Source organism: Mesorhizobium sp. L2C066B000 (genome assembly GCF_000502335.1).
In the GTDB taxonomy this organism is placed as follows: domain Bacteria; phylum Pseudomonadota; class Alphaproteobacteria; order Rhizobiales; family Rhizobiaceae; genus Mesorhizobium.
On the sequence record NZ_AYWZ01000001.1, the window covers coordinates 646752 to 659034 of the forward strand.

The 12283-nt window shown below is 56.1% G+C and carries 14 protein-coding genes; 8 read left to right on the forward strand and 6 right to left on the reverse strand.

What is annotated here, in order from left to right; all coding sequences use genetic code 11:
• The first annotated feature begins 928 nt into the window (after positions 1 to 928).
• The 4 genes from X733_RS162780 to X733_RS162770 all read left to right on the forward strand — a co-directional run bounded on the left by X733_RS162780 (position 929) and on the right by X733_RS162770 (position 4912).
• Entirely contained in the window at positions 929 to 1444 is a 516-nt protein-coding gene (locus tag X733_RS162780) for a hypothetical protein (RefSeq protein WP_023817482.1), read from the forward strand.
• A 581-nt stretch (positions 1445 to 2025) separates the two neighbouring features.
• Positions 2026 to 2886, forward strand: a complete 861-nt coding sequence (locus tag X733_RS162775; RefSeq protein WP_023817484.1) for a hypothetical protein — start codon at positions 2026 to 2028, stop codon at positions 2884 to 2886.
• Positions 2883 to 3374, forward strand: a complete 492-nt coding sequence (locus tag X733_RS0133910; RefSeq protein WP_031192995.1) for a hypothetical protein — start codon at positions 2883 to 2885, stop codon at positions 3372 to 3374. Before X733_RS162775 ends, X733_RS0133910 begins: the two co-directional genes overlap by 4 nt.
• A 356-nt stretch (positions 3375 to 3730) precedes the next feature.
• A complete protein-coding gene (locus tag X733_RS162770; protein WP_155924137.1) occupies positions 3731 to 4912 on the forward strand; it encodes a hypothetical protein in 1182 nt (393 codons plus the stop codon).
• A 1435-nt stretch (positions 4913 to 6347) separates the two neighbouring features.
• Here the strand turns inward: X733_RS162770 and X733_RS162765 are convergent.
• Positions 6348 to 7511, reverse strand: coding sequence for a helix-turn-helix domain-containing protein (locus X733_RS162765; RefSeq protein WP_031192996.1), 1164 nt, complete (start codon positions 7509 to 7511; stop codon positions 6348 to 6350).
• A gap of 224 nt (positions 7512 to 7735) precedes the next feature.
• On the opposite strand from X733_RS162765, the gene X733_RS1000000167530 reads away from it, so the two are divergent.
• A complete protein-coding gene (locus tag X733_RS1000000167530) occupies positions 7736 to 8215 on the forward strand; it encodes a DUF488 domain-containing protein (RefSeq protein ID WP_081740573.1) in 480 nt (159 codons plus the stop codon).
• On the opposite strand, the gene X733_RS162760 is transcribed toward X733_RS1000000167530, so the two are convergent.
• The 4 genes from X733_RS162760 to X733_RS162750 form a co-directional block, all read right to left on the reverse strand.
• Positions 8166 to 8999: a hypothetical protein gene (locus tag X733_RS162760; RefSeq protein ID WP_023817490.1), complete on the reverse strand. Its 834-nt coding sequence runs from the start codon at positions 8997 to 8999 to the stop codon at positions 8166 to 8168. The genes X733_RS1000000167530 and X733_RS162760 overlap by 50 nt on opposite strands.
• A gap of 12 nt (positions 9000 to 9011) precedes the next feature.
• Positions 9012 to 9842, reverse strand: coding sequence for a thermonuclease family protein (locus tag X733_RS0133915; protein ID WP_196813686.1), 831 nt, complete (start codon positions 9840 to 9842; stop codon positions 9012 to 9014).
• Positions 9843 to 10029: 187 nt separating this feature from the next.
• Positions 10030 to 10257 (reverse strand): KTSC domain-containing protein, encoded by a 228-nt coding sequence (locus X733_RS162755; RefSeq protein WP_023817494.1) that lies wholly within the window; start codon positions 10255 to 10257, stop codon positions 10030 to 10032.
• A gap of 43 nt (positions 10258 to 10300) precedes the next feature.
• Positions 10301 to 10495, reverse strand: a complete 195-nt coding sequence (locus X733_RS162750) for a hypothetical protein (protein ID WP_023817496.1) — start codon at positions 10493 to 10495, stop codon at positions 10301 to 10303.
• 35 nt (positions 10496 to 10530) lie between these two features.
• Between X733_RS162750 and X733_RS1000000169365 the strand changes: the two genes are divergently transcribed.
• Positions 10531 to 10680 (forward strand): hypothetical protein, encoded by a 150-nt coding sequence (locus X733_RS1000000169365; RefSeq protein WP_023817498.1) that lies wholly within the window; start codon positions 10531 to 10533, stop codon positions 10678 to 10680.
• A gap of 8 nt (positions 10681 to 10688) precedes the next feature.
• Here the strand turns inward: X733_RS1000000169365 and X733_RS162745 are convergent, their stop codons facing one another.
• Positions 10689 to 10898 carry a DUF3606 domain-containing protein gene (locus tag X733_RS162745; protein WP_023817501.1) on the reverse strand — a complete coding sequence of 70 codons (210 nt, stop codon included), beginning with the start codon at positions 10896 to 10898 and terminating at the stop codon, positions 10689 to 10691.
• 125 nt (positions 10899 to 11023) lie between these two features.
• Between X733_RS162745 and X733_RS162740 the strand changes: the two genes are divergently transcribed.
• Complete coding sequence (locus tag X733_RS162740) at positions 11024 to 11902, forward strand: ATP-dependent DNA ligase (protein WP_023817503.1); 879 nt, start codon at positions 11024 to 11026, stop codon at positions 11900 to 11902.
• A gap of 33 nt (positions 11903 to 11935) precedes the next feature.
• The gene (locus X733_RS1000000170110; protein WP_196813687.1) at positions 11936 to 12097 is read left to right on the forward strand and encodes a hypothetical protein; all 162 of its coding nucleotides are present in this window, start codon (positions 11936 to 11938) and stop codon (positions 12095 to 12097) included.
• Positions 12098 to 12283 lie beyond the last annotated feature (186 nt).

Genomic DNA, 12283 nt, shown 5'->3' on the forward strand with positions numbered 1-12283 from the left:
CGAAGTCTTAGAATGGGCGTGCTCAGCGCATGGGAATGGCTCCACTTGCGCCACAGAATAATCGCTCAATGCTCCGTTTTGTGTGGGACGGCAGGGAATCATATCGCTTCAGGACCTGGAACAAGTTGACAAACGTCAACTTAGCTAGCCCAAAAGCCCTAAATGAGCCTCAGCAACCCCGCAACCTATCAGCCAAAATGTTATGCGCTCTCTTACGGTTTAAGAGCCGGCTTGACGCTAAGTTTACGTTAAGTTGACGTCCAGACGCCCGCGGGCACATTTTCGATAAAAAGTTGACAAACGCAACCTGAGACCCAAACCAAGGGTCGAACACCAAAACAGACAGAGAAGCTCACCGGGCACCGCCAGCCGTCGGCGCAGCGGTTGCGCGAGATACATCTCGGAAGCTATCTGGCAAGCCCCATTGGTCGAAGCAGCACGCAGCCGGCAACAGCTTGACCAGCATCAGAATAATAGCACCGCCATATAGAGCGAATTAGCTATGTAGGTAGCGAGAGCACAGAGAGACCACGAGCCGCCTGCCGAGACGTACATCTTAGAGAGGCTTGTGCAGAGGTGTGGCGTGGTGGTGAATTGAGGTTCTTCGCTTTTCGCTTTCAATGACCGTTTATTTGTGGCCGATCTTCTCTCAGGGTCCGCAGGAAAAATCGGCCTATCCGATGTCCTGGGACTTCGTAAGTACAAGGCACTGGGTCTCAGATTGCAAAGCCGACCTGCAGAACGCTGTGGTGTTCTCGTATTGCCGCCTACATTGTCCGTCAAATGCCTGCCAACAAAGCACGCGCAATGCGGAAGCACGCATTGCACCCTAGGTGCCGTTCGTCCGAAACGGTGACCGCGTTGCTAAATGAACGAGGATGTTGACATTTAACGCGTTAGTGTTATAGTTCGCTGCAAAGGAGGCGACATGGTCAAGACACCCGCACAATATCAGCGCGATTACCGTCAACGGAAACGCCTAGCTCGTGAGGCGCAGCAAGAAGCTACGCGAGCCTTTCTGAAACAACCGTTTTTCAAGTTCTTTAAGGACGACCCTGACGCCTCGAATTTTGAGATGTCGCTAGACGTTGCCGGCATACATCCCCACCAGTTTGAGGATGACCGTGATCCAAAGTCTGCGACCGGTGAAATCGAGAAGGGCGGTTACGATGACTACGTGGATAATGCCGGCTCTATAGGCCGTGCGGAGATCATGGTCGCCAATTTGCTAGACGCGGCCACTCAGCTTGCAGGGATAATCAACCGCTACAAACTGAGTGAGATTAAACGCGAGGAAGATCGACTTCACAGACTTGCCGAACAAGCCACGCCTGAAGGGCGGCACGAAATCGTGAAAAAACTAGCGAAGCTCAACCGCATCGTGGGGTTATTGGACAGGGAAGTCCGCCGGTCGCTGCCACAATGGAAAGCTAAGGAGGATTAAGAGACCAAGACACTCCAAAAAGAAAGGCATGACCAAGCGCGAACTCGGTCATGCCCGATACTGCAAGTTCCCGAAGACACTCATCAACAGGAGAAATCACAAAGAAACACGATACCACCGCCCCCTCGCTCTTGGCAACTTCGAGCACGCTCGACATCCAGGCTTCGATAGCCGGGGCAAGCGAATTGCCGGTCACTGAAACGCTTCGGTTGAAGAACCGTATCGAGACGATGACCCCGGCTCGACTTGCAGATTCGCGTGGTGTTCTTGGAAGGCTTGTTCGAAGGCGCGACGGGACACCGCCCCCCCACCTCACCAGCTTGATACGGTGACCAAAATTTGGGTGGACTAGCGTCGGCGATACCTCTCGCCGGTGCATTTCTGCCCTGACGGAGGACATCCCGAACCCGCAGTGTTTCCAGTCATTGTGGAAGCACTTCGCCTTGCCGTGAGTTCAAGGCGACTGATCTTCCGCATGTCTTACGCAACAAGCGAATCTTCGCTGATCTCCGCGGGAACCGCGAGGATTCCGCTATATCGAACATCTCGATCAATTCCCGCCCCAAACATGGAGATACCCAATGGAAGACCCGCGCAAATCTACTGCTCAGCAGATCCCATCCGCTTCTCGACATGAAGCAGGCGAACCCATAGTCGCCATCATGCTCCCCGCAGATCCGCAGCTAACAAAGTCAGACATCGAATCCGTACTAGCTGAGCTCGACGGGTTGGGCTCAAGTGGCGACGGCGGGGGATTTAATGGCGGTACGGAAGAGGAGGATTTGGAAAATGGCGACGAATATAACCGTATTTTGGCATTCCGGTTTCCGACTGCAATCCAGATATTATTCCACATTAACTATATACATATTCCCGTGAGAAAGCTCTTGCAGTGGGCGGCCGCAGAACTCCCCGATGACGCGGAAACCATCAACGCCATCCGCGACGAATACTACGGCGGGGACGAGCCCGAAGACCACGAGTTCGGGGTATCCGAATTTACCTTTAGAAACACGCCGCCGACGATTGAGCAAATGGCTATCAAGCGAGTCGCGCGAGCAGCCGGCCGCAAAGAGCGTGACGCTCGTCGGTTGGGCTTTGAGATTGGAGAAGCGGAGGAAGCCATTCGTGATTCTGAGTGGCAAATCGATCAATTGGAAGGTCGATCAACGCCGTTCGAAATACATATGGAGCAGTGCAACAAGGACAGAACTGAGATCGGTGCGATGTACGGCGAGCTTCACGACGCATGGGACAAATTTGTCGCCGACCGGCAAGACAAAAACGATCCTGAGTTCGATGCGTCGACGCGCGCGAAGCTGATGACATGGGAGCAAACGATCGGCGACACTTCTACCGCGCGACGTATTGTGAGGGACGCCGAATTCAAAGCACTGATGGCTGAAAAAGCCTCTGCAGCAGAGAAAAGGAATGCAGCGTGATCGCGACCCTCCGGAGTCCAAAGCCAAAAAGGCCGAAACCGTGGTCCTGGACGGCGAGGAGGCGGTTCAAATGCGCCTCCCACGACGTCTATGACTTTGCGAAGTTCCGCAACAGCAAGGCCATTTCGGACTGTTACGGCGCCATGGGCATGCCTGAGATATTTCCCGGCAAGAATTACCTGCCCGGACCGGTTATCAATGCGCTGATATGCGAGCTGGGGGAAATTTCCCTCCCGGCAGATCGGTATGACACTTGGACGTGGCACGGGCGTTATGATCCTGAGCACTCGGCTATTTTGGTGACGCTCAGGCGATTTCGCATTGTCGGTAAAAGAGCGGAACTTATCCGCGACGCACTGCGGGCTATAGAACCCTACCCATCAAAAAAATGGGTCGAATATTCCAAGATCGATACGGTGGTGGAACAGGTTGGTAAGCTTGTAGCTCTGCCGATGGCCAACGACTCCACTACGGGGCTCTGGCAGTAGCCAGAACTTACGGGCGCCGGGTGACCGGCGCCCCCGATGCGCGCGGCTAGCCGGCTAATAACACTCCTGCACAAGATGGTCATCCTAACGCAAGGGAAGAACCCGAGCGTACATCCAACATACCAATCGCCACGCGGTCAGGGAAGCTCTCCACCGGCCGGCGCGTTTGAATGCACACATCAGCTGAACCGGCAACGTAACGTTCAGGTGAGCTTCCTTGACACTGTGGCTGCCAATCTTAGGTCTACCGGCCGCCCAGAGAGCACGGTCAGCTTAAGACAGGGTCCAAGGTGGAACAAACCCGATAACCCGCTAGGAACGAAAGCAAGTGGATGACCCTAGGCGCGACCATCACAATGGCTAACAAGGACGGCTCTCCAGCCGCAGAGATCCGCTATGAATGCAGCCGGCTGCCAAACACCCAAGCTCGTCTGCGGGGTCGCTTGACGCTTGAGCCGCAGATCGATTTCGGCGCGTATATCACTACAGCCGTCCTCGACTGGGTTGATCTCGTTTTCCACACGGTTCGTCCGACCCAGCGGAAATGGATTTTCGCTGAACTCGAAAAGGCCATTGGTACCAGGTCTTTCGTTTGGCAAAGCCGCGACGAGGATGAAGTCCAATACCGGGATTTTCGCGTCCGCTTTCAGGAACCGGAAATAAAGGACCTCCTGGCCGCTGAGTTCGCGATCAACGACAGGTGGGGATTGGCTCATTCGACCATGGTCGAGAACCTGGAGGTCAGCGTGGACTTCCGTCCCAAGGTGCCTTCGGACGTCAGCATGGCGAAAATGTTTGGCGTTCTCGTCCGAAGCCATCTTCCGGGCCGGGATGTCATTTCAGAACCATCTGATCGGCCGCGGTTCACATGGGGGAAGGGTACAAGGAAAACTGCTCACGTACTGGCGGCTCAGAAAGGCAGCCCCGACCGAAACGACGAACTGCTTCTGGCTACCGATAAGGACCGGCCGGCTGTAGCTGATTCATCTTACTACGTGGGCGCAAAGAAAGCTTCACCGTCCTGGCGCACCATGACCAAGATCATGGACCAACAGAACAAAGGCACCGGGACACGCTTGATCCTCCCCAAGAATGAGAGGCGCGTGAGAATTGAGGTAACGCTTTCGAACTCCGAGCTACGAAGCATAGGCATCGACACAATGGCGAGCCTGATGGCATTCCGCTTCCAAACATTTCAAGGCCGGTATTTCCAGTTCAGGCTGCCGACGTTTGCAGATGCGGGTGCGCTGCCAAAGGGTAACCACGCTACTCTAAGCCATCTCAGAGAGAATGAACGTCGAACCAAGTTCCTGAATAGCGGCGTTGTAGGGCTGCAGGCCATGGACGATGCAAGAGCTAGGCGAACCGGAGCGCTTCAGATGACCATGCGCACGGAGGCAAGAAAGATAGGAAACGCTAAGGCTGAAAGGTCGACAACTCAAGAGATGCCTATGATCGCCTACAAGGAGCTGACCGGTCGCGTGCTGATGGCACTGCGTCATCTGGGTGATCGTGTCGCCGCGGCTACGATTTCGTAGAGACAGGTGAGATGCAAAGGTTCTGCGATGGCTTCATGTTAGGCGCCAATGTGTCATTGCGTCTAAGACAAGTTATTAGATGCCCGAGCCTGCCTTTTTCGCAAGAGCAACGCCGTCAACGAGTCGAGACTGCTCAGAACGCTCGCGACGCGCTTCGATGCGTGGAGAAAAGTTCGGTTCGAGCACGGCTGCCGACCATGAAGGCTCAGAAAGCGGTAGATGAGTTCAACAACAACCCTCTCCCTGTTACGGAACTGCCCGCCTTGTCAGCTTATCCGCCTGGGACTGGGCCGATATCGCATCTGGGATCGCGACATGTTCGATATGGCGTACGAGCACATCAGGTTCGCTCAGGGGACGCTCAGGGCGCGCTCCGAGCGTCGTCTAGCATCTTTGTGCATGAACTCGCGATGTGTGCTCTGGTGACGCTGCCTGATAAGTCGCGCCAACCTCTGCCGTGCGCGAGATAAGAGGCAGCAGATCAAATTGAAAACACTGAACATAGTGCAGTCATTGCAATGACAGATCAGAAGCAGTTTGTGGCATTCTATTTTAGCCATGTGGGGAGACAACCTCGCACGCTTTCAGAGCTACGCAAGCTCTCGTGGCTGAACGTACAGCGCAGGATGATCCAACATTGGGCTGCGGCTAATAATTATCGTCTCGCCCCCACACCTTTCAAAACCACAACCAACACCGAAACAGCTTTTACGGAGAGCTTAGAATTCCGAACGGCGCTCCGCCACGCAGGAGAGCTCAAATGTTCGCTAGTCATGGCTGATATTTCGGAGTCGCTGTCTCGAACTCCGGCGGAGAAAATCGTTGGGTGTGTGAAAGCCCTCGATACCATCCTCGTTGATATTTGGGATGTGCGTAGCGACGACCATTGGCGATCACTGTCGTCGGAGACGCGAAGCAAGTTGATGAACCGAGCCGTGATAGTTAGGGTAAACCGTGAAAGGTCTATAAAGAGCGGACTAAGGTCAACAGGCACTCGAAAGAAGCCTTCGGCCGATAACTGGAAGAGAGGCAACTCGGCAAACCAGGCCAAGGCTGACGCATTTGCACGCGGACTCGCGGACTTCGTGCGATCGCAAAAGGAGAAACTACTGCCCGGTGCGAAAGTTTCACCATCAGCCTTGGCACACGCACTTAACGAGGCTGGTGTCCTCTCGCCGCGTTCAGGCGTCTGGAATCACAATTCAGCCAGGAACCTCCTCCGTCGTGTCGAAACTCTCAGTCGGAGTTGAGTTCGCGAGCCGATCATCGAAGGCCAGCCGATCGCCGACGGTCAGGGATCCGCGCTGAGGCTCGCAACTAGCCGCCACAAGAAACAACATTGTCTTGTCTGCCCTCCGAAGGCAGAGGTCACAGGTTCGAATCCTGTCGGGTGCGCCAATGAATTCAGGTCCATTCCGGACACATAGGTTACGGTTTATATCGGAGACATGGGTAACACTTTTGGCCCGAAGGGGTTTTGGAGTGGTTCGAGCCTGCATGTCTCATCATCGAAGTAGCCCAAATCATAATCCATGAAGGAAGCCAGCCAGATATGGTCCTCGACCTGTTTGATGCCGACGGTCTGGCCGGCAAAGACGAGGCTGAGGTTGATCTTCTTGCGATTGTAGCAGATGCGGCCGCAGGTGGTGACGGTGACGGCCTTGTCGTGAAACGGATAATCGAGATCCGGCAGGCCGGCATAGATGCGCGGTGACGGCGTGTAGCGCTCGGCTGGACAGGCCATGTCGAGCGCCTGATGTGGGCGTTCTGAGTTGAACTCATTGATGAAGTCATCGAACCTGGCCTGCTGCTGCAGGAAATTGGCGCCAGCCGGTTTGGTGGTTTCCTTCTTGAGAGTCAGGTGCATGCGCTCATGGCGCCCGTTCTGCTGCGGACAGCCCGGCTGGATGCGCTCGATGTCGATGCCCAGGCGCAGCCACCAGACCGACAGTTTGCTGAGATTGAACAGCGCGTTTGGGCTGGCAAAGGGAACGCCGTTGTCGGTCCTGATGGCGCTGGGCAGGCCGAACTCTTTGAAAACGCTCTCGAACACCGTGAAGGCATAGGCTTCCTTGGTAGTCGACAACGCCTCGCAGGCGATGAGATAGCGGCTGGCGAAGTCGGTGATCGTCAGCGGGTAGCAATAGCGCCGATCGGCGAGCATGAACTCGCCTTTGTAGTCGGCACACCACAGATCGTTGGGCCGATAGCCGTTTGAAAGTGGTGTTCCCATCGCCCTGTTGCGCCTTCGCTTGCGGCGCTCGACCAGGCCATGGCGGTCGAGAACCGCATGCACCGTCGAGATCGCAGGCCGGTGAACGTCAGGATACAGCCGGGCCAACCGTTCGCGTATCTTTGGCGCACCCCAGGTCGGCTTGTCTTGCTTGAGGCGCACAATCAGCTTCTCGATTTGAAACGGAAGCTGATTGGCGTGGCGGTAGGGTCGGCGTGATCGATCCGTCAGCCCCTCAAGGCCACTGTCATTGTAGCGTGTGAGGATCTTGTAGCCGGTCTTGCGCGAGATATCGAACTCACGGCAAAGCACCGCCATCTTCTCGCCGTCCAGCAGCCGGGCAATGAACTTCAGCCGCTCTTCCATGACGTTACACTCCTTCCAAGGCACCTTGCTCTCCTTGCAAAGGGCCGAAAGTGTAACCCATGTCTCCGGAATGAACTGTCACCCATCTCTCGGGAAGGGCATCAAGTGGTTGACAGGATTTTTGCGAACGATATTCGCTTATCCCACACAAATTTCCCACACAACCGTCGTATCTTCCAGATTTTGCCGATCCCGCTATAAGGTCAGCAAACAGGAGGCAGTGCATGGCCACGCGCATCTACACGTTCGGATACGAGGGGCTGACGATTGAACGTTTCATCGAGAGACTACAATCGGCACACGTCAGTCAGGTCATTGACGTGCGCGCAACCCCTCTATCCCGCAAACGTGGCTTTTCGAAAGTGGCTTTTGAGCAGGCGCTAGCCGCCGCCGGAATTTCCTATGTTCATGCCAAGGCAATGGGGTGCCCAAAGCCAGTTCGAGACCGTTACAAGCGAGATGGGAACTGGTCGATTTATACAAAAAGTTTTCTGCAATACCTGGGCGGTCAGGAATCGGCTGTTGACGAAGTGGCGAGCCTCGCTCGGTCGAAGAGTTCATGCCTGGTCTGCTTCGAAGCAGACCATAACCTTTGCCATCGGACTTATGTGGCGAGAGCGGCGGCCCGCAAAACAGGTTCTTCAATCGCTCATCTCAAAGATCAAACAGAGATCGTTGAGCCATTTGAGGCGATTGCCGCCTAGGGGGATAAATCAGGCTGACGATCAGCCACTGATCTGGAAACCTGTGGATCGTTCCCATCAAGAAAATGAGGTCGGCCGCAGGTAGATCGTGTTCTAGCTTGGCGCGAAAGGGGGCTTCCCAATCTTTGCCGTGCCCCCGCCGGCAATTCCAATACAGAGCGCCAATTTCCCAATCGACGATTTTGTGCCGATACTCTGCGTCAATACCCCCCACGGTGCACCGATAGCGGTAATGGAAGTCGTGTGGCAGCTTCCGAAGGGTTCTAATTGCTGGAGCGTCTGCATCATCGAAAAGCCCAGCCTGTTGCTGATGCTGCAATAGTTTCTTTCGCTCCTGGGATGTCCAGTCCGGGTTCGCTGCCGCTGTGATGTCGAGCCCAATGATTTTGGACTGTCGCAAAAATGCAAGTGTGCTGCCTGCGGTTTTTCGAGATGCCTCGACCGCGGCGTAATCGTCGAAGATAGGCGCCTTGCTTAGATACGCCCGCCGATCGGCCCATCCATTTTTGGTCGAGAGGGGAGCGTCAACCTTGTTAATCGTGTCGACCTTTATGTGATGGCTTTCGGGGCGGTTGTCGTCTCTTGCCCTTTCGATCGTGGCTTCAATCATCTGCCATTTCTTGAATTGCTGGTCATCCTTGATCAGCCGAAACGGCACTGGAAACAGTCTGATCAGGGAACCTGTTTCCTCCATTCCGGCTACGCATGAGGTCTCGGAATACTTGCTGCTCGGCGAAGGGTAGGTTTTGCAAAGCACCAGTATTTTTGCGGTTCTCGTCACCATCGCGCCACGCTCCTAGCAAAGGCTTTCGCACGCGATGCCATCCTTGTCGCGGTCGAGCTTTCCGCCCCACGAGCAATTTTGCAGATACCACTGGGCCTCATCGCACGAGCCGATCTGCGAACAGGTCCGCCGTGGCTGGCACGAATAGCCGCTCTGCGCGACCAGCTTGCGGCTGACGAGGCCAAACGGCTGGCTCGACGGCGTCGTGCCTTCAGCGTGCGCCGCGCGCCATTCCCAGGGCACCTGAAACGTGCCGGCCCACAGACCGACCTTCGCGGCCTTCGCGGTCGCCTGCTGCCTTGCATAGGCGCCTTGGCTGTAGCGGGGCCAATCCAGCGCCTGACCCTGCTCGACCATCCAGATAGCCACGCCGGTGCCGTCGGCGCGCCGGCAGTCGCCTACAAATCGGTGATAGCGGTCCCACGTCACGAATGTGCAGTCGGTTGGTCTCGATGCCGCCAGGAAGGCATCCAGCGCTTGGGCCGATCTCCGGCCGCAGGAATAGTCGGCGCCGTTCGCGTTTTTACATATCTGTCGGGTTTCGGGCGCGTCTATGCCGTTGAAGCGGATGCGCTGGCCGTGGATCTCGATCGTATCGCCGTCGATGACCGAGGCGACACCGGCGATCAGCCCTGGGCTATGGCTGATCTGGCTCGAAAGATGGATCTCGGGTGCACGGCTGCTGTGCCGCAGGACGAACTGCGTCACGAAGGCGGACATTGCAGCCACCGTGACGAAAATCAGGCGCTTCGGAATGCCAGCCAATTGGCGTGCACCCCGCAGCTTAGTGACGGTCCGATTGCCCCATTGGCCCGACCGATTGTCGTATCGGTATTTGTCCAAACCCCTCTCCCCGATGAGAGGATGCTACTGTTATGGTTTGGAGTCCAGCCGGCCGGCTCCGCAGAGCCCCATGCGGCGGCAGCGATCCAATCGACGATAAGCCGTCCGGTCCGCCCGGCGGCTGCATCTGGTCGGGTCCGCGCTTTCCTTCTTGGGTGGCGCGGGCCGCTTTGAATCCGAAATTGTGTCAACCGCCCGACGAGCCTGCTGCCCTCCCTGGCGCGAGCCGGAATGCGTAACGGTTCCGGATGTAAACGTTGAAATAGACGCCCTTGGCAAAGGCAGCTTTGAACGCGGCAAAGGCCTCAGCAGGTACGTCCAAAAACTCGTAATGCTTCCCGCTCGCTACAAACCAAACCGAGAGAACCTTGGTGCTGGGGTCATAGTCGAACTTGCGTATCGAGGTCGACGGCATGGTATGCCATTCAAAAACTCAGCTAGCCGAGTTGGATCGTCAGCTACAGGCTGAAACTATATTCGAATATATGGCCGCGCTTCTCGTCGGCAACCCTGATCCAAATGGGTTCGCTGGTGGGCAGGGTGAGGTCGCGCTCTGTCGCTTCCCGCGCCGTCCTGATCGGCGTTGTGGCGTGGACGATGTGCGTAGCCGTCACGGTTTCGCCGTCCATTTCCTCGACGTGGTATTTCGGCACTTGTGTTCCTAAGCGTCTAGTTCGAGAGGCTGATCGTGATCCGGATCGGCATGATAAGCGACCTGGCGAAAGTCGCGCATGTCGATCTGTTGGCCGCAAACAGGGCAAGGCATGAAGTGATCGAGCTCGCTCGCGGGCGGGCCTTCATGTCGATGCCCGATTATTGGTCTGCCGAGATCCGATAGCCTGGTCATTATTTCCGCAGCGCCTTCGCTTCCCGCTCCAGTGTCTCGCGTTGGTTGCCGTGCTTCGCGATCAGTTCCCTGACCTGCTGCGGGGTAATGCCGGCCTTCGTGGCGAAATACTCGACCTCATAATCCTCATCGGCTGAAACACGATAATCCTCATCGGCTGAAACACGGTCCCGATCGCGAAAATCCCGTTTGCTCTTGTCGTCGACCATATCTCGATTCCTCCTACGAATATCGAGCAACGTTCAGTTAGCGTGTTTGTTGCACCAAAAGCCGGTTTCCGGTTTCGGAACCATTTTAGCTTAAGCTTATTGAATGGCCGGGTGTGGGTGTGTTCATGCGTTTAAAATTCATCCGGCCAATGGAGCCCGAGCTTTTCGATGTGCCGCCGGCCGGCGACGATTGGAGCCACGAAATCAAGTTTGATGGCTACCGCACTCAGGTCATCAAGGATGAAGACGGCATCCGCTTCTTCACAAAGAACGGCTTCGACTGGACGGCTCGATATCGCTATCTCGCCGAAGAGGCGGCGGCGATCCACGCGGAAAGCTTCATCCTCGAAGGCGAAGCTATCATGATCAACGATGCCGGCCTGCCAGACTTCCATGCCATGCAGGCGGTGATTGGGTTGCGGCGCCCGTCGCCGGATATCTACCTGGTCGCATTCGATCTGCTGTTCCTGAACGGCCATGACCTGCGCGGGATGCCGACCGAAGATCGTCGCGAGATCCTGCACGAAATGATCCCGGCCGCTGGGCACATTCAATTCAGCGAGGCGATGCCTGGCACCGGCGACGCGGTTTATCACCTAGTCGACAAGGCCGGGCTGGAAGGCATGGTCTCGAAGCTCAAGGGCAGCACATATCTCAGCGGCAAGACGAGCGCCTGGCGCAAGATCAAGTGCTTTGAGGAAAAGGAAATGGAGATCATCGGCGCGCAGCGCGAGCGCGGCAAAGCTGCCCAGGTGATCATGGCTGAAAAGGGCCACTACAAAGGCGGTGCATTCGTCTCGTTCACTGCCGACAAGCGGCGGGCGTTATGGGATCGCGTCCAGGGCAAGGTTGGCGGCCCGGTCCCGAAGGGGCATAAAAAGGACAAGGCCGAGTGGCTGAAGCCCGGATTAGTCGGCCGGGTCAAGACCCTCAAAGGCGAAGAGAAGCTGCGGCACGCAAGGTTGCTGGACTTCTGGGAGGATGATGCAAATGGCCGTGCGTAAAGAAAGATCAGGAGCGCGTCACCTAATGCATGGATGTACGGTGCGCAGGCGCGCAAGGATGGCAAGGAGCGCGCGGTGCCAGCTTACTGGCAGGAGCATGCCGACGCGTGGCTGCAGGGCTTTGATGGTGTGGCGGTGGACGGTTTTGGCAAGATCAAGACCGTCAACGGCGAGATTGTTCTCGAGTTTGGGTAAGGTCTTTCTTAATAAGCGAAATCTAATGTGACGTATTTCTGTCACTCAAACAGCCGCAGACTTCATTTTACTGATCACCGTTAGCTTCTTGGTAGCTCTCATGACTGTAAACGTCTTGCGGGCGAATAGCTTTCATGCTGCCTTCAGCGCACTCAGGAATCAGGGAGCTTAGGCATGGCGGAGCGG

What these genes read in the sequence shown, in the direction of transcription:
- X733_RS162755 (WP_023817494.1), bottom strand. Translation starts at nt 10,257, where the DNA reads ATGCCGTCGACCTCGATACGCAAGTTCGACTATGACCCCAGCACCAAG.
- X733_RS162780 (WP_023817482.1), top strand. Translation starts at nt 929, where the DNA reads ATGGTCAAGACACCCGCACAATATCAGCGCGATTACCGTCAACGGAAA.
- X733_RS162760 (WP_023817490.1), bottom strand. Translation starts at nt 8,999, where the DNA reads ATGGTGACGAGAACCGCAAAAATACTGGTGCTTTGCAAAACCTACCCT.
- X733_RS1000000170110 (WP_196813687.1), top strand. Translation starts at nt 11,936, where the DNA reads ATGTACGGTGCGCAGGCGCGCAAGGATGGCAAGGAGCGCGCGGTGCCA.
- X733_RS162770 (WP_155924137.1), top strand. Translation starts at nt 3,731, where the DNA reads ATGGCTAACAAGGACGGCTCTCCAGCCGCAGAGATCCGCTATGAATGC.
- X733_RS162765 (WP_031192996.1), bottom strand. Translation starts at nt 7,511, where the DNA reads ATGGAAGAGCGGCTGAAGTTCATTGCCCGGCTGCTGGACGGCGAGAAG.
- X733_RS1000000167530 (WP_081740573.1), top strand. Translation starts at nt 7,736, where the DNA reads ATGGCCACGCGCATCTACACGTTCGGATACGAGGGGCTGACGATTGAA.
- X733_RS162740 (WP_023817503.1), top strand. Translation starts at nt 11,024, where the DNA reads ATGCGTTTAAAATTCATCCGGCCAATGGAGCCCGAGCTTTTCGATGTG.
- X733_RS162745 (WP_023817501.1), bottom strand. Translation starts at nt 10,898, where the DNA reads ATGGTCGACGACAAGAGCAAACGGGATTTTCGCGATCGGGACCGTGTT.
- X733_RS162775 (WP_023817484.1), top strand. Translation starts at nt 2,026, where the DNA reads ATGGAAGACCCGCGCAAATCTACTGCTCAGCAGATCCCATCCGCTTCT.